The sequence below is a fragment of the Pantoea sp. sgz302252 genome (assembly GCF_042610525.1).
Lineage (GTDB): Bacteria > Pseudomonadota > Gammaproteobacteria > Enterobacterales > Enterobacteriaceae > Erwinia.
Map to the genome: position 1 here is coordinate 119,548 of NZ_JBHDVM010000010.1, position 26,787 is coordinate 146,334.

A 26,787-nucleotide genomic window follows, 5' to 3' on the forward strand; every position below is an offset into this window, starting at 1 on the left:
TCTATCACACTCAGGGCGCAACGTTGAGTTAGGCACCACCTATTCTGGCATGTCGGCTAAACCGGCATTGCACCATGGCAGGCTCACCGAGCCTGCCATTTTTCGTTTTAAAGCTAAGGCTTTCCTCACGCACCACAGTCGGCTAGCATCGGGCTGAGTTAAATACTGAGAGCTTCCCGTGAAAAAATGGCGTCTGTTTCCCCGTTCGCTGCGTCAGCTGGTGCTGATGGCGTTCCTTTTAGTGCTGCTGCCGCTGCTGGTGCTGGCCTGGCAAGCCTGGGAAAGCCTGTCGGCTTTAAGCAACCAGGCGGCGGACATCAACCGCAACACCCTGACCGACGTACGGCGCAGCGAAGCCATGGCCCGCACCGCCCTGGAGCTGGAGCGCAGCTATCGCCAGTACTGCGTGCTGGACGATCCCATGCTGGCGAATCTCTATCAAAGCCAGCACGTTAAGTATGCCCGCATGCTGGAGGAGCAGGCGGCGGCAGTACCGGACGATCGCCTGACGCAGTCGCTGCAGCAGTTGCTTTCCCGGCTGGCGAAAATCAGCTGTGATAACAGTAATCCCGTCAAAGCAGCCTCCGCTAATCTGGAAGAATTTTCCGCCGTCAACGGCCAGCTGGCGCAGTCCACGCGCGCGACGGTTTTTTCACGTGGCCTACAGCTACAGCGGGAAATCGCCGAACGCGGCCAGTATTTCGGCTGGCAGGCGCTGATCCTCTTTCTGCTTAGCCTTGGGCTGGTGGTGCTCTTTACCCGGATGATTATCGGGCCGGTCAAGGCCGTTGAACGGATGATCAACAGGCTGGGCGAAGGGCGTTCGGCGGGTCACAACCTGGCCTTCAAGGGGCCACGCGAACTGCGTTCTCTTGGCCAGCGGATCCTGTGGCTTAGCGAAAGGCTGGCCTGGCTGGAATCGCAGCGGCATGAGTTTCTCCGCCATATTTCCCATGAGCTAAAAACGCCGCTGGCCAGCATGCGTGAAGGAACGGCGCTGCTGGCGGATGAAGTAGCGGGCCCGCTGACCGCTGACCAGCGAGAAGTGGTCGCCATTCTGGATGAAAGCAGCCGCCATTTGCAGCGGCTTATTGAACAGTTGCTGGACTACAACCGCAAACTCTCAGAGGCGCAGGTGGTGCTGAAACCGGTAGAGCTGGAGCCGCTGATTGGCCGCATCGTCAGCAATCACAATCTTACGGCGCGCAAACGCCAGATTCAGACCGATATAGTGCTGACCGCTACGCTGTGCCGTGCAGATGAAGCTTTGCTGACCAGGGCAATCGATAATCTTTATTCGAATGCGATACACTACGGCGACGAATCCGGTACCATCTGGATCCGCAGCTGGCCGCAGGGCCGTAAAATCATCATCGAAGTCGCTAACAGCGGCACGCCGATCCCGGATACCGAGCGGGCGATGATCTTTGAGCCATTTTTTCAGGGCAGCCAGCAGCGAAAAGGCGCGGTAAAAGGCAGCGGTCTGGGCCTGAGCATCGCCAAAGACTGCGTGCACCGCCTGCAGGGCGATCTGCAACTGATCGCCAGCAAAGAGGCTGACGTCTGTTTTCGCATCGAACTTAACTCCATTGGCGAGAATAAATAATGCGATCTTTTTTCTCTTTTCCCGCTGTCGGCTCTTTTGGGCGGCTGGGCAAATTCACAGCAGCCGCGCTGCTGGCCAGCGCGCTGGCCGCCTGCGTTGGCAAAGCGCCTGATGTTAAAATTCCAGGCCATAGCTCACCCGCAGAGCCGGAAGCGAAAATCGTCGACTACCGGCTTATGGACTGCAATCGTCTCCAGGATGTCGAAGAGAGCAAAAGTGGCAGCAATCCGCTGTACTGGCTGCGAATGATGGACTGTGCCGCCAGGCTGTCGCCTGCCGACGCGCGAGCCGCCGCGAGAAGTCAGGCTGGCGATGGCTGGCAGGCTGCCTTTAAAGTCGCGGTGTTAATGGCGAACGGCAACGTCACGCCTGTAGAAAGACGCCAGTATATGTTGCAGCTGGATGCGTTCAGCCGCGACTATCCCGCTGCGCTGCGTCCATTGTTACAGCTCTGGCGCGAGAATCAGATGGCGCAGCTACAGCTCTCTGAGGAGCGAACCCGCTACCATCATCTTCAGCAAAGCAGCGATGCCCAACTTGACGCGCTGCGCCAGCAGCATGCGGCGCTAAGCAGCGAACTTGCCGTTACCCGTCGCAAACTGGATACGCTAACGGATATTGAGCGGCAGCTCTCTTCCCGCCGTTCGCCGGACGGTGCGGAAAACCACAGTGAGAAAAGCGACGCGGAAAAAGGAACTCAGCCATGATAAAAAAAGCGGCAAATTTACTGCTGGTGGATGACGATCCCGGCCTGCTTAAGCTGTTGGGAATGCGCTTAGGCAGCGAGGGTTTTAGCGTATTTACCGCAGAAAGCGGAGCCGAAGCGCTGCGCACGCTGCAAAATGAACGTATCGATCTGGTGATCAGCGATCTGCGGATGGACGAAATGAACGGCCTGGCGCTGTTCGCCGAAGTGCAGAAAAGCCATCCGGGTATGCCGGTGATTATTCTGACCGCGCACGGCTCTATTCCCGAAGCCGTTTCCGCCACGCAGCAGGGCGTATTCAGTTTTCTTACCAAGCCAGTAGATCGCGATGCGCTTTACAGCGCTATCGACCAGGCCTTAGCCCAACGCGCGCCGGCCAGCGACGACGCCTGGCGCGAAAGCATTGTAACCCGCAGCCCGGTGATGCTGCGGCTGCTGGAGCAGGCCAGAATGGTAGCGCAGTCGGACGTCAGCGTGCTGATCAACGGCCAGAGCGGCACCGGCAAAGAAATTCTGGCCCAGGCCATTCATGCCGCCAGCCCCCGAGCCGGGAAAGCCTTTATCGCTATCAACTGCGGCGCGCTGCCGGAACAGCTGCTGGAATCGGAGCTGTTTGGCCACGCCAAAGGCGCTTTCACTGGCGCGGTCAGCCAGCGCGAAGGGCTTTTTCAGGCAGCGGAAGGCGGCACGCTGTTCTTAGACGAGATAGGCGATATGCCGCAGGCGCTTCAGGTCAAGCTGCTGCGCGTATTGCAGGAGCGCAAGGTGCGGCCGCTGGGCAGCAATCGCGATCTGGATATTAACGTGCGCATTATCTCCGCCACGCATCGCGACCTGCCAAAGGCGATGGAGAAAAAAGAGTTCCGTGAAGATCTTTATTACCGGCTCAATGTGGTCACGCTACGCATACCGGCGCTGCATGAGCGCGCAGAGGATATTCCGTTGCTGGCAAACCATCTGCTGAAACAGGCGGCGGAGCGGCATAAACCTTTTGTACGCAGCTTCTCAACCGATGCCATGAAGCGGCTGATTGCCGCCAGCTGGCCGGGTAACGTACGGCAGCTGGTCAACGTTATTGAGCAATGCGTGGCGCTGAGCTCCGCGCCGGTCATCGGCGAGGCGCTGGTAGAGCAGGCGCTGACCGGGGAAAACACGGCGTTGCCAACCTTTGCCGAAGCCAGAAACCAGTTTGAGCTTAACTACTTGCGCAAGCTACTGCAGATGACCAAAGGCAACGTTACGCATGCGGCTCGCCTGGCAGGACGTAACCGTACGGAATTTTACAAGCTGCTGTCGCGCCACGAGCTGGATGCGTCTGATTTTAAAGAGTAGTTTTTTGTGCCGCATCGCCGCGCAGATATGATAGTTTATCAGCCCGGAAAAGAGACAGACCGCGCGGCGGATCCTGTCCGCAGCACATATACTGAATACGCTTCCCCTCCGACTGGCGAGGGAACAACAAGGGTCTGTGATGAAAAAGATCGATGCAATTATCAAACCGTTCAAGCTGGACGACGTACGTGAAGCGCTGGCCGAAGTCGGCATTACCGGCATGACCGTCACCGAGGTGAAAGGTTTCGGGCGTCAGAAAGGGCACACCGAGCTTTATCGCGGCGCGGAGTACATGGTGGATTTTCTGCCGAAGGTAAAAATTGAAATCGTTATCGCTGACGACATCGTGGACACCTGTGTAGAAACCATCATGCGCACTGCCCAGACCGGTAAAATCGGCGATGGCAAAATCTTTGTCTTCGACGTAGCTCGCGTGGTGCGTATCCGTACCGGCGAAGAGGATGAAGAAGCGATCTGATTCGGCTGCCAGCAAGTACCAGAGATATTGACGGCGCGGTCAAATTCGGATAAAATTTCTGTTAACAACAGCTTCCTCCAGACTTTCGGGTCGTAAGAGTGGAAGCTTTTTTTTGGCTCTCAGGAGGACGGCCTGATATCCCAGCTAATCCTTTACCAAAAGCCGCACACTTTGATTTTTAAGTGCTCCCCTGGATTGAGCACTTTTTCATGAACTTAAGGCCGGATTACCCGGCCTTATCGTCTCTTACAGCACCTTATGCGGGCCAAACACTTCGTAGTGAATACGCTCCGCTGCAATCCCCATCTTCACCAGCTGCGCTGCCGCAAACTGCATAAACCCAACCGGGCCGCAAAGATAGAACTGCATAGCGGGATCGCTGAGCTGGCTTGCCAGCGGCAGCAGATCCATTAGCCCGGCGGTGTTATAGCGGTCGCTATCCTTAGGCTGCGGTTCTCTGTACCAGATATGCTGCGCAAAATGCGCCAGTTGTTGGCCCGTTGTGGCAACTTCATCGGCAAAAGCGTGAGTCTTGCCGTTATCCGCCGCATGAAGCCACTGTACCTGCGAAGGATGCTGCCGCGCCGCCAGGGCTGCCAGCATCGCCAGCATCGGCGTCTGGCCAACGCCTGCTGAAATCAGCGTTACCGGCGTTTGTGGCTCAACGTTCAGGAAGAAATCGCCAGCAGGCGCCGCCAGCAGCACCTCATCACCCACTTTCGCCTGCTGGTGCAGCCAGCCAGAGACCGTGCCTGCCGCTTCATGGCGGACGGCAATCCGATAGTCCTTACCGTTTGGCGCGCGGGTTAGCGAATACTGACGGATTTCCTGATTGGCCAGGCCTTTGTCCCGCAGCCAGACGCCCAGATATTGCCCTGGCTGGTAATCGGCTACCGGCTGACCGTCAACCGGGCTTAACACAAAGCTTTTAATGACTTCGCTCTGCGGAACTATCTCCGTAATACGGAAAGCGCGTGGCGTACGCCAGCCGCCGGGTTTATGCTCCGCAGCCTCGTAAATTTCCTCTTCGCGTTTAATGAAGACGCCCGCCAGCACGCCATAGGCTTTTTCCCATGCATCCAATATTTCCTGGCCGGGATGAAGCATCTCATCCAGCGTTGCCAGCAAATGCTCGCCCACGACCTGATAATGTTCCGGCTGTACGGCAAAGCTGGTGTGCTTCTGGGCAATTTTCTCTACGGCTGGCAGGATAGCTGGCAAGTTCTCGATATTGCCCGCATAGGCGCAGATGGCGTTAAACAGCGCTTCACGCTGATTGCCGTTGCGCTGGTTGCTCATATTGAAAATATCTTTTAACTCCGGATGATGCGCGAACAGCCGGTCATAAAAATGGGCGGTAAGGGCAGGGCCGGTGGCCAGTAAAGCAGGAATAGTTGCTTTGATGGTGGAAATGGTTTGGGCGTCTAACATGGCGTGCTCCGCAATAAACTTTATAAGTTGCATTTTCAATGCATCTTATAGCGAAGCGCGCGGATTTGTAAATATCCTTTGAACATACAGGGGCATTTATTGCCACAAAAAGTCAGCGAACGGTGAAAAAACCTATTGCAATATCGTACGATTCTCCGTACCGCCGCGTGTAAGGAAAGCGGTTTAAAGCCTCGTCAGCGCTCAAGCCAATCGTTTGCGTAAAAACCGCGTTTTCCGGCTATCCCTGAATGGGCAAAAGGGTTTACACTGTTGGCCTTCGCCCAAAGGGGCCGTTTAATGCCGAATAGATTGTTAGCTGAGTCAGGAGAAGCGGATGTTAAAGCGTGATATGAATATTGCCGATTATGATGCCGAGTTGTGGCAGGCAATGGAGCAGGAAAAAGTGCGTCAGGAAGAGCACATCGAACTGATTGCTTCGGAAAACTACACCAGTCCGCGCGTTATGCAGGCGCAGGGATCTCAGCTGACCAACAAATATGCGGAAGGCTATCCGGGCAAGCGCTACTACGGCGGCTGTGAATACGTTGATATCGTAGAGCAGCTGGCGATCGATCGCGCCAAAGAGCTGTTCGGCGCCGATTATGCTAACGTGCAGCCGCACTCCGGCTCTCAGGCCAACTTCGCTGTTTATACCGCGCTGCTGCAGCCGGGCGACACCATTCTGGGCATGAACCTGGCGCACGGCGGCCATCTGACCCACGGTTCGCCGGTGAACCTTTCCGGTAAGCTCTACAACGTGGTGCCTTACGGCATCGACGAAACCGGCAAAATTGATTATGACGATCTGGCCGCGCAGGCGCAGAAACATAAGCCAAAAATGATTATCGGCGGCTTCTCTGCTTACTCCGGCGTTTGCGACTGGGCAAAAATGCGCGAAATCGCCGACAGCATCGGCGCTTACCTGTTTGTTGATATGGCACACGTTGCCGGTCTGGTTGCCGCTGGCGTCTACCCAACCCCGGTTCCGCATGCGCATGTTGTGACTTCAACCACCCATAAAACCCTGGCTGGCCCGCGTGGCGGCCTGATCCTGGCGAAGGGCGGCGACGAAGATTTCTATAAGAAGCTGAATTCTGCTGTCTTCCCTGGCGGCCAGGGCGGCCCGCTGATGCACGTGATCGCCGGTAAAGCGGTAGCGTTCAAAGAGGCAATGGAGCCAGCGTTCAAAACCTACCAGCAGCAGGTAGCGAAAAATGCTAAAGCTATGGTGGAAGTTCTGTTGGCGCGCGGTTACGACATCGTTTCCGGCGGCACCCACAACCATCTGTTCCTGATCGATCTGGTGAGCAAAAACCTGACCGGTAAAGAAGCGGATGCGGCGCTGGGCCGTGCCAACATCACCGTTAATAAAAACAGCGTGCCGAACGATCCGAAGAGCCCGTTTGTGACTTCCGGTATCCGTATCGGTTCGCCAGCAGTGACCCGCCGCGGTTTCAAAGAAGCGGAAGTGCGCGAGCTGGCTGGCTGGATCGCGGACGTGCTGGATAATGTTAACGATGAAGCAACTATCGAACGCGTGAAAAAGCAGGTGCTGGAACTCTGCGCACGCTTCCCGGTATACGCATAAAAACCCGGCGGGATCTGCTGTCCCGCTGGCTATAAAGATACCGAAACGGGACGCTATGTCCCGTTTTTTTCGCCTGTATATTGCCGGAGGGAAAATGGCAATCCGTTCCGCACTGTGGCTTGCGCTGGGCTATTTCACCTATTTTTTCACCTATGGCGTCTGGCTGCCGTTCTGGGCCGTCTGGCTAAAAGGCGCGGGCCTGGATGCTGAAAAAATTGGCCTGCTGTTAGGCGTGGGTATGGTCTCGCGCTTTACCGGCAGCTTGCTTATCGCTTCCCGCGTGACTAATCCTTCTCGCCTGATTACCGTCCTTCGCGTACTGGCCGGTTTATCCTTGCTGTTCGCGCTTGGCTTCTGGTTCAGCGCCTTCTGGGCCTGGCTGCTGCTGGTAATGATCGGTTTTAACCTGTTTTTCTCGCCGCTGGTGCCGCTCAGCGATGCGCTGGCCGCCACCTGGCAGCGGCAGCTCGGCATGGCTTACGGGCCGGTCAGGCTTTGGGGATCGCTGGCGTTCGTCATCAGTTCGGCTCTTACCGGCCTGCTGGTCAACGCTTTTTCTTATCAGGCAATCCTCTGGATGCTCTGTGCTGGCGTTACGGCAATGCTCTGCGGCATGCTGCTTCGCCCGTCCGTTGCGCCGCAGGGCAGCGAAAAAGTGGTCGCGCATACGGGCTGGCAAGAGTGGCGGCAATTATTGCAATCAAGCTGGCGGTTCCTGCTGTGCGTTACGCTGATGCAGGGCGCGCACGCGGCCTACTATAGCTTCAGCGCGATCTGGTGGCAGGAGGCAGGCTATTCGGCCAGCGTGGTCGGATATCTGTGGTCGCTCGGCGTAGTAGCGGAAATCATTATTTTTGCCGCCAGTAATCGCCTTTTCCGCCGCTGGAGCGCACGGGATCTGCTGCTGCTTTCCAGCATCTGCGCGCTGATCCGCTGGAGCCTGTTGGCTTCCTCAACTGCTTTGCCGCAGCTGATCGTGGCGCAAATCCTGCACTGCGGCAGCTTTACCATTTGCCACCTGGCGGCAATGCGCTTTATCGCTGCCAGAGAAGGTGCTGAGGTTATTCGCCTGCAGTCCGTCTATTCGGCGCTGGCGATGGGCGGCGGCATTGCGGTCATGACTATCGTCTGCGGCGCGCTGTTCCGGCATCTGCACGGCGATATTTTTTGGCTTATGGCGCTGCTGGTGGTCCCAACGCTTTTTCTGCGCCCGAAGGCAACGGGTTTATGATTCCAGCAGCTGCCGGATCCTTTCCTGCTGGCAAGGCTGTAGCGGCAATACCGCGTGGATCAGCGGTGGGGAATAGAGCGGCAGTGGCGTGGCGTAAGGCGTAATCACCAGCGCTACGCCTTTTGGCGCGCTGGTGCGCTGATACTCCGCGACGTCCAGATATTTGATATTCAGCGGCAGCAGCGTTAGTTCCCGCAGCTGCTGCTCAATTTCTTTTTCAAGAAGTGGATCTTTCCCCGTCAGCAGCAGCACCTGCTTTTCCTGCAACACGTTCTCCTGCATCAGCCAGGCGCCGAAGATAATGGCGATCAGCCCCATCTCTTCTTCGGAAAAGCGCAGCGCGTAATGATTTTCAAACTCTGCAATGGCCGACTGCGTAGTGCGCAGCAGCCTGGGATAAAGCTGTAACACTTCCTCTGCCAGGCTGTTATCAATGCCGATGCCGAACAGCGAACGTTCAAGCGCCTGCGCAAGATGCGTATATAACCTCTCGCAAAGCCCATGCACATTATTGAAGTAGTGGCCGGAAAGGCTTTCAAAGCGGGTGATCAGCTCGCCGACCTTATCCAACAGCTGCTGCTCATAATCATGACGGATATTGGCTACTACCGGCGCATGAAGCTGGCTGAACAGCAACGCGAACAGACAGGCGAGGCTGGCTTCCGGTGCGTTTTTGCAGCGTTTTTGCCAGTGCCGGACAATTTCCTCCGCTACCCGATACTCAACGCGCTTCGCCAGCCACGCCTGCTGCGCCTCGCTGAATGCCATACATGCCTGCTGGCACAGCGAATACTGCATAAACAGCATCAGAAATTGGCAGTCGCCGGGCGTAAACTCGCGCGACAGGCCGTGAGCGCAATGCTGCACCAGCGCGCTGAGGTTGTGCTCGTCGTACAGGGCTTTTTCCAGCTGTAATAATTGCAGCTGTTGTTTCAGGGCTGGCGAGAAATGCAGGCGTACAAAATCGGGCGTCAGCCTTAAGGCGCGCTTAAGCCAGTGCTGCAGGCACAGCCGCCGATCCAGTTCCGCGCCGTCGATCCGATAGCTTTCGCTGGCGTGCTGTACCAGAGCAAGCCGGTGATAGCGCTGGATTTCTGCCGCCACCTCCGCTATATCTTGCCGGGCAAGAGTGCGATCGACCCCGTTAAGCTGGCAAACTGACGCCAGAGTCACGCTGGCCTGCGGGAGATAAAGCAATAAAAGCAGATGGCAGCGACGCTGCGGACTGGAGAAAGCAGCAGGCCCGGTGAGAGGTTGAGTCATCGTCTGCTATCCCGGTTAAAGTAACATCGCTAAGAATAGCGCGGTTGTGTAAGACTAAACCGCCAGTCGGCAGGTTTTTTTGTAGCTTTTAAGACAGGTCACAGAATTTTTACGGCCAGCCTAAGGAGTCGGTATTGTTACGTTATAACGTTTTTGTTAATCTCTTTGCCGCGATCCTGCTGCTGATGGCAAAGCAGGCGTGGAGCCATCCCCACAGTTTTATCGCCATGCAGGCGACGGCGGTTCATAAAGACAACGAGCTGACCGGCCTGAAAATGCGCTGGGTTATGGATGAAATTACCTCTGCCGATTTACTGTACGACGCTGGCAAGGCTAAACCCGATTCGGTTATCTGGAAAAAACTGGCCGCGGAGGTAATGGCAAACGTGCTGGGCCAACACTATTTCACCGAGTTCTGGCACCAGGGTAAGCCGGTGAAATTTGGTAATCTACCGCCGGAATATCGGCTGCTGAGAGAGGGCAATAAAGCCGTGCTGGAGTTTATTCTGCCGCTGGGCGAGCCACAGCCGCTGGCCGGTCAGCGCTACACCTTTTCCGTTTTCGATCCCACTTACTTTGTCGATATGACTTTTGCTGGTGAAAAATCACTGCACCTGCCCGACGAGCTGGCGAGGCAGTGCCGTTTTACGCTGAAAACGCCCAATCCTGACGCTGCGCTGCAAAGCTATGCGCTATCGCTGGATAAAGCAGACGCACCGCCTGCTGATATGGATCTTGGCCGCCAGTTCGCGCAGACGGTGACGCTGCAATGTCAATAATGGCGATGGCCTCCGGTCGCCGCTGGCGACAGGCATGGCCGCTTTATCTGTTGCTGATGGTACTAATCGCAGCGGGCGCGGCGCTCTGGCTGCACTGGCCGCAGCTTCTGCTGCAAAGCGTGGTCTGGCAGCGAAAACTGCACGTGGAGATGACCGCGCTGTTACAGCAGGTTGATAAATCGAATCGTGTCGGGCTTGCGCTAATGGGGTTCAGCCTGGCTTATGGCATTCTGCATGCGCTTGGCCCCGGCCACGGCAAAGTTGTTATCGCCACTTTTCTGGCAACTCACCCAACAAAGCTGAGAACCAGCATCAAACTGACCCTGGCTGCCGCGATCTTACAGGGCGGTGTCGCCATAGCTCTGGTGACAACGGTATTAATGGTGCTGCAACTCTCTTCTCGTCAGTTGCATATCAGCAGCTACTGGCTGGAAAAAGGCAGCTATCTGCTGGTCATCGGGCTGGGGATATGGCTGTGCTGGCGAGCGCTCGGCAAGATTGTCCGGCTATTGAAAAAACCGCAGCTTGCTATCCGTCGCCTGGTTCCCGTTCAGCACAATCACACGCACCACGAACACTGCGGCTGCGGCCATCAGCATGTCCCGGACAGTGCAATGCTGGATAAAGCCGTTAGCGCTAAAACCAAAGCGCTGGTGGTGCTGTCGATGGGGCTGCGTCCCTGTTCGGGCGCTATTATGATGCTGCTGTTTGCAAAAGTAATTGGCGTTTACTGGTGGGGCGTGCTTTCTGCACTGATTATGGCGGTCGGCACGGCAATGACGGTGACAGGTATGGCTTTACTGGTACAGATATCACGCGCGCTGGCGCTGAAGCTAAGCCAGAATAAGAAAGGGCAGGGCGATCGCCAGCTGGTTTGGGCCTCGCTGTCGCTGGCAGGCGGCGTGCTGCTGATGGTTATTGGCATAATGCTGTGGTTGAGCGCGCAGCCAGCAATGTCGGGCGGTATCCGGCCTCTGTTTTAAATCGGCAATAAAAAAGGGCTGAACGATGTCAGCCCTCGGACTGCTGAACCTGAAGCGATGGAGGGCCTGTGGCTGGAGCAAAGCATTACGGGCCATGGACGGCCCGTACTGAGCTGCCACGGATGGCGTTTTTTGCGTCTTTGCGGAAGACACAGGCCCTCCTGAGCCGGCACCGGCATACTTTGTCATTAACCTCAGGGCTGAACACTGTCAGCCCTTGATTAGCCCGACGGCTTAGCGCTTCAGCGCTTCGCTCAGCTCTTCACGCATGGAGGCCAGCATTGCCTTCACTACGCGCGGGTTGCCCGCTACGATGTTACCAGAGTACATATAGCCATGTGCGCCGACAAAGTCGGTGACCAGGCCGCCAGCTTCACGTACCAGCAGCTCGCCAGCAGCGAAATCCCACGGCTTCAGGCCAATCTCAAAATAACCATCCACGCGACCGGCGGCCACATAGGCCAGATCCAGCGCGGCGGAACCGGTGCGGCGGAAATCCGCGCACTGGGTAAACAGCTTGCTGACGATATTGATATAAGGCGTGGCGTGCTGCTTCAGTTTGAACGGGAAGCCGGTCGCCAGAATGGTGCCGTCCAGATCGCGAGCGGTAGAACCGCGCAGGCGATAACCGTTCAGCTGAGCGCCCTGGCCGCGAACGGCGCTGAACAGCTCATTGCGCATTGGATCGTAAACAACGGCCACTTCGGTACGGCCTTTAATGCGAACGGCAATAGAGACAGAAAAGTGAGGAAGACGCTTAATGAAGTTAGTAGTGCCATCCAGTGGATCGATAACCCATTGCACATCCTGGTCCGTTCCCGCCAGCTCGCCACTCTCTTCGGTGATAATGGTGTGCTGCGGATAAGATTTGCGGATCACCTCAATAATCAGGCGCTCGGCGTCGCGATCAACATTGGTAACGAAGTCATTGCTGCCTTTCTGGCTGGCTTCTACGGCGTCTGGCGTTTCGTAATTTTTGGCAATTAAATTACCGGCCTTGCGCGCAGCGCGCACGGCGATGTTGAGCATCGGATGCATCGGTCTCTCTCACTGGATGTTAAAGAACGGAAAACGGCGCGGATTATAACAGGGGGTTCAGTAAAAGTCCTGAAAATATGTTAGCATCGTCAAATTATCTCACAGACCTGAACTCCTATGCTGCAGAACATTCGAATCGTGCTGGTGGAAACTTCCCACACCGGCAATATGGGCTCCGTCGCGCGTGCGATGAAAACCATGGGCCTTACTAACCTTTATCTGGTCAATCCGCTGGTTAAACCCGACTCGCAGGCGATTGCCCTGGCCGCCGGTGCCAGTGACGTGATTGGCGAAGCGCACATTGTCGACACGCTTGACGAAGCGCTGGCGGGCTGTAGCCTGGTGGTTGGCACCAGCGCCCGCTCGCGTTCGTTGCCCTGGCCAATGCTCGATCCGCGCGAATGCGGTATCAAAAGCGTGCAGGAAGGGCAGCAGGCGCCAGTTGCGCTGGTGTTCGGCCGCGAGCGCGTGGGCCTGACCAACGAAGAGCTGCAAAAGTGTCATTACCATGTGGCGATTGCCGCCAACCCGGAATACAGCTCGCTGAACCTGGCGATGGCGGTTCAGATCATCGCCTACGAAGTGCGCATGGCATTTCTACAGTCGCAGGAAACCCAACAGCCAGCTTATGAAGAATCACCTTATCCGCTGGTGGACGACCTTGAGCGCTTTTACCAGCATATGGAACAGATGATGGTAAAGAGCGGCTTTATTCGCGAAGGTAATCCGGGCCAGGTGATGAGCAAAATGCGCCGCCTTTATACACGTGCGCGGCCGGAACGCGATGAGCTGAATATCCTGCGCGGCATGCTCTCCTCGCTGGAAAAGCTAAAGAGCGAAAAATAGCCATAAATCGTGCGAAAAAGCGGCGGTAATAGTTGACTAGATTACCAGGTTAAATAGTTGAGTGTTTTACTCGGTTAAATAGTTGACCAAATCACTCAGGAATGGCAGACTGCGACCATCAACTGTTCACGAACAACCGAGGTCGTTTACGCCATGAGACTGACATCCAAAGGCCGTTATGCCGTTACCGCTATGCTTGATGTTGCGCTGCACTCGCACGAAGGCCCAGTACCTTTAGCCGATATTTCAGAGCGTCAGGGCATCTCCCTTTCCTATCTGGAGCAGCTGTTCTCTCGCCTGCGCAAAAACGGCCTGGTGGCCAGCGTTCGCGGCCCGGGCGGCGGCTATCTGCTGGGTAAAGAGTCTGGCGAGATCGCGGTTGGCGCGGTTATTACCGCTGTGGATGAGTCAGTGGATGCGACCAAGTGTCAGGGCAAAGAGGGTTGCCAGGGCGGCGAGCGCTGCCTGACCCACGTGCTGTGGCGCGACCTGAGCGAACGCATTAGCGACTTCCTGAACAACATTACGCTGGCGGAGCTGGTCAACAACCAGGAAATCCTGGATGTGGCCGACCGTCAGAACAATACTGAAAAAGCACGCGTGCCGGTTGGCCGCCTGCATGAAACCATCAATGTCAATCTGCGCGCCTGATTGAAGCGGCGGCGCAGGCCGTCGTCCTTTTAGCCGTGTCGGGGACGATAGTCGCCGCGCATCGGTCGCGTTGAATGCCATAACGGAGTTCAACGCAATGAAAGTCCCGATTTACCTGGATTATGCCGCCACCACGCCGGTTGACCCGCGCGTGGCGGAAAAAATGATGCGGTTCCTGACTATGGACGGCACTTTTGGCAATCCGGCCTCTCGCTCTCACCGGTTTGGCTGGCAGGCCGAGGAAGCGGTCGACGTAGCCCGCAACCAGGTCGCCGAGCTGATCGGTGCCGATCCCCGCGAAATCGTATTCACCTCTGGCGCTACCGAAGCTGATAACCTGGCTATCAAAGGCGCGGCCGAACTCCATCAGGAGAAAGGCAGGCACATCATCACCAGCCAGACCGAGCATAAAGCGGTACTGGATACCTGCGCCCAGCTGGAGCGGGAAGGGTTTGAGGTAACTTACCTACAGCCGCAGCCCGACGGCATCATTACCTTGCAGCAGATTCAGGCGGCAATGCGCGATGACACTATCCTGGTCTCCATCATGCACGTTAATAACGAAACCGGCGTGGTACAGGATATTGCGGCTATCGGCGAGCTTTGCCAGGCAAAGGATATCCTTTTTCATGTCGATGCCACGCAAAGCGTCGGTAAGCTGCCGGTAGATCTCAGCGTGCTGAAAGTCGATCTGATGTCGTTTTCCGCCCATAAGCTTTATGGCCCGAAAGGGATCGGCGGCCTTTATGTGCGTAGAAAACCGCGTATCCGTATTGCCGCGCAGATCCACGGCGGCGGTCACGAACGCGGGATGCGTTCCGGCACTTTGCCTGTACATCAGATTGTTGGCATGGGCGAAGCCTACCGAATCGTCAAAGAAGAGATGAGCAGCGAAAGCGCCCGGCTTAATCTGCTGCGCAGAACCTTATGGTCCGGCCTGAGCGAGATCGAAGAAGTTTTTCTCAACGGTAGCCTGGAGCAGAGCTCACCGACTATCCTGAACGTCAGCTTTGCCCATGTAGATGGCGAATCGCTGATTATGGCGCTGAAAGATCTGGCGCTCTCTTCCGGTTCCGCCTGTACTTCAGCCAGCCTGGAGCCTTCCTACGTGTTGCGTGCCATGGGGCTGAGCGAAGAGCTGGCGCACAGTTCGCTGCGCTTTTCGCTGGGGCGCTTCACCACTGGCGAAGAAATCGAATACGCCATTGAGCTGGTACGCAAATCTATTGCCCGCCTGCGCGATATTTCCCCGCAATGGCAGGCTTTTAAACAAGCTTAAACTTTCTCCTGAAACGGGCTCTTTAGCCCGTTTCAGGCTGATGACAAAGTATGCAGGTGCAAGCTCAGGAGGGCCTGTATCTTCCGCAAAGACGCAAAAAGCACCGTCCATGGTGGCTCAGTACGGGCCGTCCATGGCCCGTAATGCTTTGCTCCAGCTATAGGCCCTCCATCGCCTCAGGTTCAGCAGTTTGAAACGGCCTCTTTAGCCCGTTTTCCGTTTATTCTGTTAATCTGGAAAGATAAACGCGTTCTACCTTACCGGCTTGATGTAACAAAATTTTAACAAGGAGCGGCAATGACAACCACGCCAATGATTATCACGCTGTCAACGACAGCGGCGGATGCGCGCTGGGGCGAAAAAGCGACCCTGACCAGCAACGACAGCGGTATGACCATCCACCTGAACGGCGGCGATGAGCTGACCACCATCCAGCGCGCGGCGCGTAAAATTGACGGTCAGGGCATTCGCCACGTCAGCCTGCAGGGCGACTGGGATCTGGAAAAAAGCTGGGCCTTCTGGCAGGGCTACCGCGGACCAAAAGGCGAGAGAAAAGTTGACTGGGCCGCGCTGAATGAGGCTGACCAAACAGAATTTAATCGCCGTTTAAAAATTATCGACTGGGTTCGTGACACCATTAATCTGCCTGCAGAAGAGCTTAGCCCGGAACAGCTGGCGCAGCGCGCGGTCGATCTGCTATGCGGCGTCGCCTGTGACAATGTCAGCTATCGCATTACTAAAGGCGAAGATTTGCGGCTCCAGGGCTATGCAGGCCTGCATACCGTTGGACGCGGTTCTACGCGCGCACCGGCATTGCTGGCGCTGGATTACAATCCGACCGGCGATGAAAACGCGCCGGTTTTCGCCTGCCTGGTGGGCAAAGGCATCACCTTTGATACCGGCGGCTACAGCCTGAAGCCGAGCGGCTCAATGGATTCCATGAAGTCGGATATGGGTGGCGCGGCCACGCTGACTGGCGCGCTGGCGCTGGCAATCGACCGTGGCCTGGGCAAGCGCGTGAAGCTTTATCTTTGCTGCGCCGATAACATGGTCAGCGGCAACGCTTTCCGCCTGGGGGATATCATTCGTTACCGCAACGGCAAAAGCGTCGAAGTTATGAACACCGATGCGGAAGGGCGGCTGGTACTGGCAGACGGCCTGATTGACGCCAGCGAGCAGAATCCGCAGCTGATGATCGATGCGGCCACGCTAACCGGCGCGGCGAAAATGGCGCTGGGCAATGACTACCATGCGCTGTTCAGCTTCGACGACGGTCTGGCGCAGTCGCTGCTGACCAGCGCCGCCAGCGAAAACGAGCCATTCTGGCGACTGCCTTTGGCCGAGTTCCATCGCGGCTACCTGCCTTCCAACTTTGCCGATTTAAATAACATCGCCGCGCCTTCGCACACGGCTGGCGCCAGCACGGCAGCGGCATTTCTGTCGCACTTCGTGAAAAACTACCAGCAGGGCTGGCTGCATATCGACTGCTCGGCGACCTACCGTAAAGGCGCTGTCGATCAGTGGTCGGCTGGCGCGACCGGGCTGGGCGTGCGTACCGTGGCGAACCTGCTGCTGAAATAGTTTCCGGCCGGGCAGCCAGGCCCGGCGCTTTAACTGGATAAAATCATGAACGAAACCAACTCGCGCCTGGAAGAGGTGCTGAAGCTGGCGGCGACCGAGCCTGCCCATCGCCCGGAATTTTTTAAGCTGCTGCTGGAAGCCAGCGTTTGGGTGCCTGGCGAAAGTGCGGCGCAAAGCGATGTCGAGCTACAGCACTGGGAAAAAGAGGATGGCGCCAGCATCATTCCTTTTTTTACCTCGGAGCAGGCGTTGCAGCAGGCCACCAGCGAAGCGTTGCCTTTTCTGGTGATGCCGACGCGCACGCTGTTTGCCATTACCCGAGGCGAAACGCTGTTTCTGAATCCAAAGCTGCCTGCCGGTAAAGAGTTCTCGCCGCGCGAAATCAGCAGCCTGCTGGAAGAAACAGGCAATGCGCTCAGCCAGCAAACGGTACTGGAAGGCGGCACCTCGCTGCTACTGTCGGAAATCGCGGAGCCTCCGGCGCAGACTATCGCCTCGCTGACTCAGCTGTTTGCCAAACATAAAGAGGTGCGCCGCGCCTGGGTCGCGCATATCAAAGAGGCGGCGGAAGCGCAGCCTAACCTGCTGATAGGCATTGAAGCCGACGGCGATATTGAAAATATTATCCAGGCCGCTGGCAGCGTGGCGACCGATACGCTGCTGGAGGATGAACCTGTGGATATCTGTCAGGTGGTGGAAAACGACAACATCAGCCACTTTTTTACCGCCCATCTCACGCCGTTTTATGAGCGGCGCTGGGGCAGCTTTCTGCGCTCGCTTAAGCAGGACAGGATCCTGTAAGCCGCTTTACGCCCGGACAGAACAGATGTCCGGGCGTATCTTTACCGCAACAACTCTTTTTTGACCACTCCAGCAAACCTTCTTTAATCGGCAACCGACACCGGATCTTTTACCGCGTGGCGATTGGCAGATCGTCACGGCTGCCCCATTCGCCCCAGGAGCCGTCGTACAGCGTTACATCCTCGACGCCCAACGAGTTTAGCGCCAGAATCAGCACCACTGCCGTTACGCCCGAACCGCAGCTGGCTACCACAGGTTCGTTCAGCTTGACGCCCTGACGCTGGAAAATAGCTTTCAACGCTTCTGGCGACTTTAGCTCGCCGTTTTCTACCAGCTCGTTCCACGGCACGTTCAGACTGCCCGGAATATGGCCGCGATGCAGCCCTGGCCGCGGCTCATCGACTTCGCCGTTGAAACGGTTAGCGGCTCTGGCATCCACAATCTGCGCGCCGCCCTCGTGGCTAATCACCATCACTTCGGTTACTCGCTTCACCACTGCCGGATCAAAGCTGGCCTCGAACTCCGCTTCCGGCAGCGTGACCTCGCCCGTCGCCAGCGCAAAACCCGCTTCGCGCCAGCCCTTCAGACCGCCAGCCAGAATAGAAACTGATTCCACGCCAAACTGGCGCAGCATCCACCAGGCGCGCGGCGCGGAGAAAAGGTTGCCCTCATCGTAAACCACCAGATGTTTCTCGCTGCTGATGCCCAGCTCGCGCATTGCCACGGCAAAAGCTTCCGTTCGCGGCAACATATGCGGATAAGGACTGGCATGGTCGGAGAGCGCTTCGATATCGAAAAAAGGGGCGTCTGGCAGATGACCAGCACGGTATTCGGCCAGGATATCTCGTGTTTTTTCCTGGCCTGGCGGCAGCATGCGCGCGTCCAGCACCTGGATATCGTCATCGGCGTAATGTTCCGCCAGCCAGTCGGCGGTCACAAAAAAAGAGGAAGTCATAGCGGCCTCGCTGTAGAGATTGTTTCCTGAGTGTCTTTCATCCCGGCAAGCATCTCAAGCTCTTCCATGCTGATTAACAGGAATAAAGCAAAAAGCTGGAAGCGTTAAGCATTTTAATGACAGTGAACTGCAACACAGCAGAAACTTTGCGAGATGTTGCGAAGAATAAATAATTGCCTTTTTTCTTAACGCCCGATGACGGCATAATAAGCTTTTATGTGGCTCTGCCAGGGATACAACTATGACTTATACGACAAGGGCCTTCGGGCTGGCGGTTTTACTCTCGCTACTGACGCTTAGCGGGTGCGACAATAATGAAAAAGAAGAATTGGGCCTGGCGGCCCATAGCGCAGCAAAAGCTACCCAGCCGCAGCCAGCGCCAGCCCCTTTAAGCGAGGCGGCGATAAAACGGGATGCCGGCAAACCTTTAAAATTGATTGATGCTTCGGAAGTGCAGCTGGATGGTGCCGCTACGCTTGTCCTCACCTTCTCAGTAGCGCTGGATGACCGGCAAAATTACAGTAGCCTACTGCATTTGGTAGACAGCAAAACAGGCGCGGTAGAGGGTGGCTGGGAGCTGTCGCCAAATCGCAAAGAGCTGCGGTTTCGCCATCTGCCGCCAGACCGTGAACTGACCGTTACTCTTGATAGCGGCCTGCTGGCGGCAAATGGTGTGGCGCTGGCAGAACCGGTCCAGCAAAAAATAACCACGCGCGATATTCAGCCAATGGTGGGCTTCGCCAGCCGGGGTTCGCTGCTGCCTACGCGGATCACGCAAGGGCTGCCGGTGCTGGCGCTCAATATCAACAAGGTCGATGTCGATTTCTTCCGTGTTAAGCCTGCCTCACTGCCTGCTTTCCTTTCTTCATGGCAGTACGGATCGTCGCTATCAACCTGGCGCTCGCGGGAGCTACAAAATAAAACCGAGCTGGTTTACAGCGGGCGTTTCGAGCTTAATCCCCAGCGCAACACGCGCGAGAAAATGCTGTTACCGCTTAACGATATCGCCGCGCTGAAACAGCCGGGCGTTTACCTGGCGGTAATGAAACAGGCCGGTTCGTATAACTACAGTAATCCGGCCACGCTGTTTACGTTAAGCGACATCGGGCTGTCGCTGCATCAGTTCCCCGGCAAGCTGGCGGTATTCGCGCAAAGTCTCGAAGACGGCGCGGCACAGCCCAATACCCAGCTAACGCTTCTGGACCAAAAGGGACGGACGCTGGAGCAGGCCACTACGGATAAAAACGGCTATGCGGAACTGGCAGCAAATGAGCAGGGCAAACTGCTGCTGGCTACGCAAGGCGAGCAAACAACGCTGCTTGATCTGACGCTGCCAGCATTAGATCTGGCCGAATTTGCCGTAACAGGGCCGGAAGGGTATGACAAACAGCTATTTATGTTCAGCCCGCGCGATCTTTATCGTCCGGGAGAAACAGTGGTGTTCAATGCACTGATGAGAGACGCCGATGGCGCGCCTCTGCCACCACAGCCGGTAAAAGCCACGGTAGTCAAACCAGATGGCGAAGCGGCGCGTACATTTGTATGGCAACCGGAAAACGGCCTTTACCAGTATCGCTATGCTCTGCCGGAGTCCGCAGCTACAGGGAAATGGACGCTGCGCCTGGATACAGGTGATGGCCGGGCGCGTAACTGGGCATTCAACGTGGAAGATTTTCTGCCGGAGCGCATGGCACTGAGTCTGAAAAGCAGCGAACATCCAATAGACAACAGCGAAAACGCCAGCTTTCAGATTAACGGCCGCTACCTCTACGGCGCGCCAGCAGCAGGCAATACGTTACAAGGGCAGCTATTTTTACGTCCGCTGCGGGAAGCTGTCGCCAGCCTGCCGGGCTATCAGTTCGGCGATATTACCGAGCCAGACCTGAAGCGCAGCCTGGACGATCTGGATCTGAAGCTGGACGAGCAGGGCAACGCCAGCGTCGAGGCTGAATCCAGCTGGGCAGAGACGCACTCGCCGCTGAGCGTGATCCTACAGGCCAGCCTGCTGGAGGCAGGAGGGCGTCCGGTCAGCCGTCGTGCTCAGCAGGCTGTTTGGCCAGCAGAAGCCCTGCCCGGCATCCGTCCGCTGTTCGGCAACAAAGAGATGTACGACTACCGCAGCGACAGCTATCGCAGCCAGCCGATGGTGGACAGCGACAGCGTCGCCTCATTCGATGTGGTTTACGCTAACAGCGAAGGTGAGAAGCTGGCGGTAGAGGATCTTGATGTCCGACTAATCCGCGAACGGCGCGACTATTACTGGAGTTTTTCCGACGACGAAGGCTGGCAGTCACGCTATGACCAAAAAGACCTGGTCGAAGACGAGCAAAGCATAGCTATTGCCGCTGGTGGCACCGCACGTGTGGATTACCCGGTAGATTGGGGCTCCTATCGTCTGGAGGTGCGCGCGCCAGAAGGGAACATCGTCAGCAGCATTCGCTTCTGGGCAGGCTATAGCTGGCAGGATAATACCGGTGGTTCCGGCGCGCTACGGCCGGATCAGGTTAAGCTCAGCATCAATAAACCCGCCTATCAGGCTGGCGATAAAGCCATTGTGCATGTTACCGCGCCCGCTGCCGGCAAAGGCTACCTGATGGTAGAGTCCAGCAACGGGCCGCTCTGGCGGCAGGAAATCACCGTGCCCGCAGAAGGTAAGGATATTGAACTACCGATCGATCCGGCATGGAAGCGTCACGACCTCTATCTGAGCGCGCTGGTGATACGCCAGGGCGATAAATCAAAGGGCATTACGCCCAAAAGAGCGGTAGGGCTACTTCATCTTCCGCTGGCGCAGGAGAACCGCCGGCTGAATATTACACTACTTTCCCCGGACCGAATCCGGCCCGAGCACACCCTAAAAATCAGGGTCAAGGCCGCGACTAAGGATGGAAAAGTTCCGCAGCAGGTACAGGTTCTGCTTTCCGCCGTCGACAGCGGCGTGCTGAGCATTACCGATTATAAAACCCCCGATCCCTGGGAAGCCTTCTTTGGCCGTAAACGCTATAACGCTGACCAGTACGATGTCTACGGCCAGCTAATTGAGGGCGCTGGCAGGCTGGCGACGTTGAGCTACGGCGGCGATGGCGACGAAGAAGATCCGCTTGCCCGCGGCGGCAAAAAGCCGGTTACTCATGCCAATATTATTGCTCAGCAGCTCCAGCCGGTGACGCTTGACGACAAGGGCGAAGGCACGCTTGAGCTGGCCATACCTGAGTTCAATGGCGAACTGCGGCTGATGGCGCAAGCATGGAGCGAAAAGGAATTCGGTTCGACAGAGAAGAAAGTGGTCGTCGCCGCGCCTTTAGTCAGCGAGCTGGCAACGCCGCGCTTTATGGCAGGTGGCGACAGCGCCAGGCTGGCGTTTGACGTCACTAACCTTACCGGCGCGCCGCAAAATCTTCTGGTGAAGGCTAAAGCGTCCGGCCTGATACAACTGGAGAACGCTGAACCCTTAGCGCTGGCGCTTGCGGCAGGCGAACGAAAAACGCTGTTTATTCCGGTGAGCGCGCGGCCAGGCTTTGGCGAGGGCGAGGTGGCAACAGAAATTACCGGCCTAAACCTGCCAGGGGAAACCGTTGAGCCGCTTAATCAGAACTGGAAAATTGGCGTGCGCTCTCCTTATCCGGCTGAAACCCGCAGCTTCAGCAGCGTCATGCAAACGGGCAAGGCGTGGAATCTACCGGCCGAAGCCTTCAGCGGCCTTGCGCCGTCCACCATGCAGGGCCACCTGGTATTGAGTAACCGTCTGCCGTTCAATATCGCTCGCTATATATCGGAGCTGTACGCTTACCCTTACGGCTGTCTGGAGCAGACCACCAGCGGGCTTTATCCTTCGCTGTTCACTAACCAGATGCAGTTAAAAGCATTAGGGATTAAAGGCAGCACTGATGCCGCGCGCAGAGAGTCAATCGGTATTGGCATTGATCGGCTGGCAGGCATGCAGCGCGGTAACGGCGGATTTGGCCTGTGGAGCAAAGAAAGCCCGGAGGAGTTCTGGCTAACGGCCTACGTTACCGACTTCCTGATCCGCGCAGGCGAGCAGGGCTACGACGTGGCGAAACCGGTTATCGACAAAGCCAACACGCGCCTGCTGCGTTACCTTCAGGATCCGTCACAAATTGATGTTTACTACAGCCAGAATGCTAACGCCGCTCGTTTCGGGGTGCAGTCTTACGCCGCCCTGGTGCTGGCGCGTCAGCAAAAAGCGCCGCTTGGTGCCTTGCGCGCGTTGTACGATAAAAAAGACCAGGCCAAATCAGGACTGGCGCTGGTACAGCTGGGCGTGGCGCTGAAGCTGATGGGCGACGAGTCGAGATCGGAAAAGGCGCTGGCTCAGGGGCTGACTACAAGCCGGGCCCGGGAAAACGTCTGGCTGGAAGATTACGGCAGCGATATCCGCGACAGGGCAATGATTCTGGTGCTGCTGGCAGAAAATCAGCTGCTGCCGGAAGCCCGCAATCAGCTGTTAATCGAGCTTTCACAGCAGGTAAACAGTATGCTCTGGTTCTCCACGCAGGAGAATAACGCGCTGTTCCTGGTTGCTCATCAGTTTATTAATGATAAAGCCATGCCGTGGCAGGTGCAGCTCAACGGCCAGCAGGCGCTAAGCGGCGATAAGCCGCTTAATACTTCTGTCGCGGCAGAGCAGCTTGCAGAGGGTATTGCCATACAGAACCAGGGCGAAGGCGCGGTTTATGGTCGCCTGGATGTTTCTGGCTATCCTGTCCAGTCGCCGCAGCCCGCGCATCAGGTGCTGCAAATCTCACGCCGTTATCTGGATCTCAGCGGCAAGGAGATCTCACTTGCCAACCTGAAAAGTGGCGATTTAGTGCTGGTCAGCCTCGAGGTCTGGGCCGATCGCCAGGTGCCGGACGCGCTGGTCACCGATCTGCTGCCAGCCGGGCTGGAGCTGGAAAACCAGAACCTGGCCGACAGCACGGTCAGCCTCAGCGACAGCGCAGCGGCGGTTCAGGAATTAATGGGCGATATGCAGCAGGCCAGCATTAAGCATATGGAGTTCCGCGATGACCGTTTTGTCGCCGCTATGGAAGTCGACGATTATCGTCCGGTTACGCTGCTCTATCTGGCCCGAGCCGTTACGCCGGGTCACTACCAGGTTCCGCCGCCGCAGGTAGAGTCTATGTACGTGCCGCAATGGCGCGCCGTGGGCAGCACGCCAAACGGTCTGACCGTTCACTAAGCAGGAGGCGCCCGCGTCGCAGCGGGCGCCGTAGCAGAATGAAAATCCTGTCTCGCTATGTTCGCTGGCTTTTGCTTCCCTGTCTGCTGGCGCTGCTGCTAATGCTTGCCGACCGGCTGTGGCCGCTGCCGCTGGCGGAGGTCGCGCCTGCGCGGCTGGTGGTGGCAGAAGATGGCACGCCGCTGTGGCGGTTTGCCGACGCCAACGGCATATGGCGTTATCCGGTCAGCCCGGAGGATGTCGCGCCGGATTACCTGCAGGCGCTGCTGAACTATGAAGATCGCTGGTTCTGGTATCACCCGGGCATCAATCCTCAGGCGCTGCTACGGGCTGCCTGGCAGGATTTGCGTGGGGGCGAGATTATATCAGGCGGCAGCACGCTCACTATGCAGGTAGCACGTCTTCTTGATCCCCGCCCCAGAACATTTAGCGGCAAGCTCTGGCAGGTCTGGCGCGCCTTACAGCTGGAGTGGCACCTTTCGAAGCGCGAGATCTTGACGCTCTATCTGAACCGGGCGCCTTTTGGCGGGACGGTTGAAGGCGTGGGCGCGGCGAGCTGGACATGGCTGGGCAAACCGCCTTCTCAGTTAACGCGGGGCGAAGCAGCGCTGCTGGCAGTTCTCCCGCAGGCGCCAAGCCGTCTGCGCCCGGATCGCTGGCCGGAGCGTGCGCAGGCGGCACGAGACAAGGTGCTCAAACGCATGGCGACGTTGCAGGTCTGGCCCGCAAAACAGGTGGAAGAAATCCTGCAGGAACCGGTCTGGCTGGCGCCCAGGCAAGTGCCTCAGCTTGCGCCGCTGCTTTCGCGCAGGCTGCTGGCTTTGTCAAAGCAGCAAAAAATAGTCTCTACCCTTAGCGCGCCGATGCAGCGCCAGCTGGAAGCCTTGACCGCAGGCTGGAAAACTCAGCTACCGCCGCGCACCTCTATGGCTATCCTGGTTGTGGATCACGCCACGATGAAAGTGCGGGCCTACGTTGGTTCCGCCGATCTGGATGACGACAGCCGCTTCGGCCACGTCGATATGATCCGCAGCGTCCGCTCGCCCGGCTCGGTGCTGAAACCTTTTGTTTATGGCATGGCGCTGGATCAGGGGTTAATCCATGCAGAATCGCTTTTACAGGATGTGCCCAGACGTTTTGGCGACTACCGTCCGGGCAATTTCGACAGCGGTTTTCACGGCCCGGTAAGCGTCAGCGAGGCGCTGGTGCGCTCGTTAAATTTACCGGCGGTACAGGTGCTGGAAGCGCTGGGGCCAAAATATTTGACCGCAGCGTTAAGAAATGTCGGCCTGCAGCTACGTTTTCCGCCAGCAGCCGAGCCTAATCTGTCGCTGGTGCTTGGCGGCACCGGCACGAGAATGGATGAAATTGTTGCGGCTTACAGCGCTTTCGCCCGTCACGGCAAGGCGGCGAAGCTGCGTTTCCTGCCGCAGCAGCCGCTACAGGAAAGGCGGTTGTTGTCGCCGGGCGCGGCCTGGATTATCCGGCGCATTATGGCGGGAGAAGCGCAGCCGCTTGCGGACGGCGTTCTGCCTGCGGTGGTGCCGCTGGCGTGGAAAACCGGCACCAGCTATGGCTATCGCGATGCCTGGGCAATAGGCGTTAACCCGCGTTACCTGATCGGCGTTTGGGTTGGCCGCCCGGACGGCACGCCCGTCGCCGGTCAGTATGGCAACGCCAGCGCGGTTCCGGTGCTGAACCAGGTCAACAATCTCTTGATGACCTCGCCGGTTTTTCGCGGCAACTGGCTGCCCGGCGACGCGCGGCCCGCTTCGGTAACGGCAGGCATAATCTGCTGGCCTGGCGGGCAACCGCTGCCTGCCGGTGACAGCAACTGTCGCCAGCGCAGGCAAAGCTGGCTGCTGGATCGGACTACGCCACCAACTTTGCTGGCAGTCGGCCAGGAGAGCCTCGCCGGGCTTCAGCAACCCATCTGGCTTAATGAAGCCGGGCAGCAGGTAGCGGCAGATTGCCCGCAGGCCCATGCGGAAAAAGTGATTCAGTGGCCGCTTGCGTTACAGCCGTGGCTGCCCTCTGCGGAACGGCGCAGTAATCGCCTGCCGGAGAGTGATCCAGGCTGTCCGCCGCTGCGTTCTGGCAATAAAGCGCCATTGCTGATGACCGGACTACGGGATGGTCAATTACTGCATCGCCTGCCGGGGCAGGCCACACTGACAGTCAGCGTAAGCGTGCAGGGCGGAGAAGGAAGCCAGAGATGGTGGTTTTTTGATGGTAATCCGTTAGCCGAGGCGGATGGCAAAGCTTCCTGGTCTCTTTCGCTTAGCGATGCTGGCAGGCACCAACTGACGGTACTTGATGAAGCAGGCGAGGTAGCGGCAGCCAGCTTTGAATTGCAGTGATTTGTATAAAATAAAGTCAGGCCGTTATAAAAGTGTGGGGAGAAAACCTGTTTTTTTAATAAATTATTAAATCTTCCATAGGCAAGCCTGGCTCAGCCCCCTATAATCGGCGCCATTTTCCCGGCCGGGGAGCCTTTTCACCGGCTAAATTCGACATCAAACAGGGGTCACTATGACTATCGAACGTACTTTTTCTATCGTAAAGCCAAACGCGGTGGCAAAAAACGTAATTGGTGCCATCTTTAACCGTTTTGAAAGCGCTGGCTTCAAAATCGTTGGCACCAAAATGCTGCACCTGACCAAAGAGCAGGCTGAAGGCTTCTACGCAGAACACCAGGGCCGTCCTTTCTTCGACGGTCTGGTTGAATTCATGACCTCTGGCCCGGTTGTTGTTTCCGTGCTGGAAGGCGAAAACGCCGTACAGCGTCACCGTGATCTGATGGGTGCAACTAACCCGGACAACGCGCTGGCCGGTACGCTGCGTGCTGACTACGCAGACAGCTTCACCGAAAACGCTACCCACGGTTCTGACTCTGCAGAGTCTGCTGCTCGTGAAATCGCGTACTTCTTCGGCGAAGGCGAAGTGTGCCCACGCACTCGCTAAGCTGATTGTCGGCCCGGGACGGCGGCGCGTTTACAATTTATTTTCATAACGCCCTTTAACCCGCTATCCCGCGCT

General features: G+C 57.1%; 20 protein-coding genes. 16 read left to right on the forward strand and 4 right to left on the reverse strand.

Annotated elements, in window-relative coordinates; all coding sequences use genetic code 11:
• Positions 1-178 precede the first annotated feature (178 nt).
• The 4 genes from ACETPC_RS17740 (at position 179) to glnB (ending at position 4,122) form a co-directional block, all read left to right on the forward strand.
• A complete protein-coding gene (locus tag ACETPC_RS17740; RefSeq protein ID WP_380183621.1) occupies positions 179-1,606 on the forward strand; it encodes a sensor histidine kinase in 1,428 nt (475 codons plus the stop codon).
• A complete protein-coding gene (qseG, locus tag ACETPC_RS17745) occupies positions 1,606-2,313 on the forward strand; it encodes a two-component system QseEF-associated lipoprotein QseG (protein ID WP_380183623.1) in 708 nt (235 codons plus the stop codon). Before ACETPC_RS17740 ends, qseG begins: the two co-directional genes overlap by 1 nt.
• Entirely contained in the window at positions 2,310-3,644 is a 1,335-nt protein-coding gene (gene glrR, locus ACETPC_RS17750) for a two-component system response regulator GlrR (protein ID WP_380183625.1), read from the forward strand. The genes qseG and glrR overlap by 4 nt, the downstream gene beginning before the upstream one ends.
• 139 nt (positions 3,645-3,783) lie before the next feature.
• Positions 3,784-4,122, forward strand: coding sequence for a nitrogen regulatory protein P-II (gene glnB, locus ACETPC_RS17755; protein ID WP_125289509.1), 339 nt, complete (start codon positions 3,784-3,786; stop codon positions 4,120-4,122).
• Between the two features lie 246 nt (positions 4,123-4,368).
• Here glnB and hmpA read toward each other — a convergent pair whose 3' ends face one another.
• Positions 4,369-5,553: an NO-inducible flavohemoprotein gene (hmpA, locus tag ACETPC_RS17760; protein WP_380183626.1), complete on the reverse strand. Its 1,185-nt coding sequence runs from the start codon at positions 5,551-5,553 to the stop codon at positions 4,369-4,371.
• A 334-nt stretch (positions 5,554-5,887) separates the two neighbouring features.
• On the opposite strand from hmpA, the gene glyA reads away from it, so the two are divergent.
• Positions 5,888-7,141 (forward strand): serine hydroxymethyltransferase, encoded by a 1,254-nt coding sequence (gene glyA, locus ACETPC_RS17765; RefSeq protein WP_380183628.1) that lies wholly within the window; start codon positions 5,888-5,890, stop codon positions 7,139-7,141.
• Positions 7,142-7,235: 94 nt separating this feature from the next.
• The gene (locus tag ACETPC_RS17770) at positions 7,236-8,372 is read left to right on the forward strand and encodes a 3-phenylpropionate MFS transporter (protein WP_380183629.1); all 1,137 of its coding nucleotides are present in this window, start codon (positions 7,236-7,238) and stop codon (positions 8,370-8,372) included.
• On the opposite strand, the gene csiE is transcribed toward ACETPC_RS17770, so the two are convergent.
• Positions 8,367-9,635 carry a stationary phase inducible protein CsiE gene (gene csiE, locus ACETPC_RS17775; protein WP_380183631.1) on the reverse strand — a complete coding sequence of 423 codons (1,269 nt, stop codon included), beginning with the start codon at positions 9,633-9,635 and terminating at the stop codon, positions 8,367-8,369. The two genes, ACETPC_RS17770 and csiE, sit on opposite strands and share 6 nt — an antisense overlap.
• A gap of 185 nt (positions 9,636-9,820) precedes the next feature.
• Here csiE and ACETPC_RS17780 point away from each other — a divergent pair, with 185 nt between their 5' ends.
• Positions 9,821-10,414 carry a DUF1007 family protein gene (locus tag ACETPC_RS17780; RefSeq protein WP_380183752.1) on the forward strand — a complete coding sequence of 198 codons (594 nt, stop codon included), beginning with the start codon at positions 9,821-9,823 and terminating at the stop codon, positions 10,412-10,414.
• Entirely contained in the window at positions 10,405-11,397 is a 993-nt protein-coding gene (locus ACETPC_RS17785; protein ID WP_380183632.1) for a nickel/cobalt transporter, read from the forward strand. The genes ACETPC_RS17780 and ACETPC_RS17785 overlap by 10 nt, the downstream gene beginning before the upstream one ends.
• A gap of 234 nt (positions 11,398-11,631) precedes the next feature.
• Here ACETPC_RS17785 and suhB read toward each other — a convergent pair whose 3' ends face one another.
• Complete coding sequence (gene suhB / locus ACETPC_RS17790) at positions 11,632-12,435, reverse strand: inositol-1-monophosphatase (RefSeq protein WP_380183634.1); 804 nt, start codon at positions 12,433-12,435, stop codon at positions 11,632-11,634.
• A gap of 117 nt (positions 12,436-12,552) precedes the next feature.
• On the opposite strand from suhB, the gene trmJ reads away from it, so the two are divergent.
• The 5 genes from trmJ (at position 12,553) to sseB (ending at position 17,593) form a co-directional block, all read left to right on the forward strand.
• Positions 12,553-13,281 carry a tRNA (cytosine(32)/uridine(32)-2'-O)-methyltransferase TrmJ gene (trmJ, locus tag ACETPC_RS17795; RefSeq protein ID WP_380183635.1) on the forward strand — a complete coding sequence of 243 codons (729 nt, stop codon included), beginning with the start codon at positions 12,553-12,555 and terminating at the stop codon, positions 13,279-13,281.
• A gap of 153 nt (positions 13,282-13,434) precedes the next feature.
• Complete coding sequence (iscR, locus tag ACETPC_RS17800; RefSeq protein ID WP_380183637.1) at positions 13,435-13,932, forward strand: Fe-S cluster assembly transcriptional regulator IscR; 498 nt, start codon at positions 13,435-13,437, stop codon at positions 13,930-13,932.
• A 97-nt stretch (positions 13,933-14,029) separates the two neighbouring features.
• Positions 14,030-15,211, forward strand: coding sequence for an IscS subfamily cysteine desulfurase (locus ACETPC_RS17805; RefSeq protein WP_380183639.1), 1,182 nt, complete (start codon positions 14,030-14,032; stop codon positions 15,209-15,211).
• A 297-nt stretch (positions 15,212-15,508) separates the two neighbouring features.
• Positions 15,509-16,792 carry an aminopeptidase PepB gene (pepB, locus tag ACETPC_RS17810; RefSeq protein ID WP_380183641.1) on the forward strand — a complete coding sequence of 428 codons (1,284 nt, stop codon included), beginning with the start codon at positions 15,509-15,511 and terminating at the stop codon, positions 16,790-16,792.
• 45 nt (positions 16,793-16,837) lie between these two features.
• Entirely contained in the window at positions 16,838-17,593 is a 756-nt protein-coding gene (gene sseB / locus ACETPC_RS17815) for an enhanced serine sensitivity protein SseB (RefSeq protein WP_380183643.1), read from the forward strand.
• Between the two features lie 109 nt (positions 17,594-17,702).
• On the opposite strand, the gene sseA is transcribed toward sseB, so the two are convergent.
• Positions 17,703-18,548, reverse strand: a complete 846-nt coding sequence (gene sseA, locus ACETPC_RS17820) for a 3-mercaptopyruvate sulfurtransferase (protein WP_380183645.1) — start codon at positions 18,546-18,548, stop codon at positions 17,703-17,705.
• Positions 18,549-18,789: 241 nt separating this feature from the next.
• Between sseA and ACETPC_RS17825 the strand changes: the two genes are divergently transcribed.
• The 3 genes from ACETPC_RS17825 to ndk all read left to right on the forward strand — a co-directional run bounded on the left by ACETPC_RS17825 (position 18,790) and on the right by ndk (position 26,712).
• A complete protein-coding gene (locus ACETPC_RS17825) occupies positions 18,790-23,748 on the forward strand; it encodes an alpha-2-macroglobulin (RefSeq protein WP_380183647.1) in 4,959 nt (1,652 codons plus the stop codon).
• Between the two features lie 38 nt (positions 23,749-23,786).
• Positions 23,787-26,108 (forward strand): peptidoglycan glycosyltransferase PbpC, encoded by a 2,322-nt coding sequence (gene pbpC / locus ACETPC_RS17830; RefSeq protein ID WP_380183649.1) that lies wholly within the window; start codon positions 23,787-23,789, stop codon positions 26,106-26,108.
• Between the two features lie 172 nt (positions 26,109-26,280).
• The gene (gene ndk / locus ACETPC_RS17835) at positions 26,281-26,712 is read left to right on the forward strand and encodes a nucleoside-diphosphate kinase (RefSeq protein ID WP_380183651.1); all 432 of its coding nucleotides are present in this window, start codon (positions 26,281-26,283) and stop codon (positions 26,710-26,712) included.
• Positions 26,713-26,787 lie beyond the last annotated feature (75 nt).

What these genes read in the sequence shown, in the direction of transcription:
- qseG (WP_380183623.1), top strand. Translation starts at nt 1,606, where the DNA reads ATGCGATCTTTTTTCTCTTTTCCCGCTGTCGGCTCTTTTGGGCGGCTG.
- glrR (WP_380183625.1), top strand. Translation starts at nt 2,310, where the DNA reads ATGATAAAAAAAGCGGCAAATTTACTGCTGGTGGATGACGATCCCGGC.
- glnB (WP_125289509.1), top strand. Translation starts at nt 3,784, where the DNA reads ATGAAAAAGATCGATGCAATTATCAAACCGTTCAAGCTGGACGACGTA.
- hmpA (WP_380183626.1), bottom strand. Translation starts at nt 5,553, where the DNA reads ATGTTAGACGCCCAAACCATTTCCACCATCAAAGCAACTATTCCTGCT.
- glyA (WP_380183628.1), top strand. Translation starts at nt 5,888, where the DNA reads ATGTTAAAGCGTGATATGAATATTGCCGATTATGATGCCGAGTTGTGG.
- ACETPC_RS17770 (WP_380183629.1), top strand. Translation starts at nt 7,236, where the DNA reads ATGGCAATCCGTTCCGCACTGTGGCTTGCGCTGGGCTATTTCACCTAT.
- csiE (WP_380183631.1), bottom strand. Translation starts at nt 9,635, where the DNA reads ATGACTCAACCTCTCACCGGGCCTGCTGCTTTCTCCAGTCCGCAGCGT.
- ACETPC_RS17780 (WP_380183752.1), top strand. Translation starts at nt 9,821, where the DNA reads ATGGCAAAGCAGGCGTGGAGCCATCCCCACAGTTTTATCGCCATGCAG.
- ACETPC_RS17785 (WP_380183632.1), top strand. Translation starts at nt 10,405, where the DNA reads ATGTCAATAATGGCGATGGCCTCCGGTCGCCGCTGGCGACAGGCATGG.
- suhB (WP_380183634.1), bottom strand. Translation starts at nt 12,435, where the DNA reads ATGCATCCGATGCTCAACATCGCCGTGCGCGCTGCGCGCAAGGCCGGT.
- trmJ (WP_380183635.1), top strand. Translation starts at nt 12,553, where the DNA reads ATGCTGCAGAACATTCGAATCGTGCTGGTGGAAACTTCCCACACCGGC.
- iscR (WP_380183637.1), top strand. Translation starts at nt 13,435, where the DNA reads ATGAGACTGACATCCAAAGGCCGTTATGCCGTTACCGCTATGCTTGAT.
- ACETPC_RS17805 (WP_380183639.1), top strand. Translation starts at nt 14,030, where the DNA reads ATGAAAGTCCCGATTTACCTGGATTATGCCGCCACCACGCCGGTTGAC.
- pepB (WP_380183641.1), top strand. Translation starts at nt 15,509, where the DNA reads ATGACAACCACGCCAATGATTATCACGCTGTCAACGACAGCGGCGGAT.
- sseB (WP_380183643.1), top strand. Translation starts at nt 16,838, where the DNA reads ATGAACGAAACCAACTCGCGCCTGGAAGAGGTGCTGAAGCTGGCGGCG.
- sseA (WP_380183645.1), bottom strand. Translation starts at nt 18,548, where the DNA reads ATGACTTCCTCTTTTTTTGTGACCGCCGACTGGCTGGCGGAACATTAC.
- ACETPC_RS17825 (WP_380183647.1), top strand. Translation starts at nt 18,790, where the DNA reads ATGACTTATACGACAAGGGCCTTCGGGCTGGCGGTTTTACTCTCGCTA.
- pbpC (WP_380183649.1), top strand. Translation starts at nt 23,787, where the DNA reads ATGAAAATCCTGTCTCGCTATGTTCGCTGGCTTTTGCTTCCCTGTCTG.
- ndk (WP_380183651.1), top strand. Translation starts at nt 26,281, where the DNA reads ATGACTATCGAACGTACTTTTTCTATCGTAAAGCCAAACGCGGTGGCA.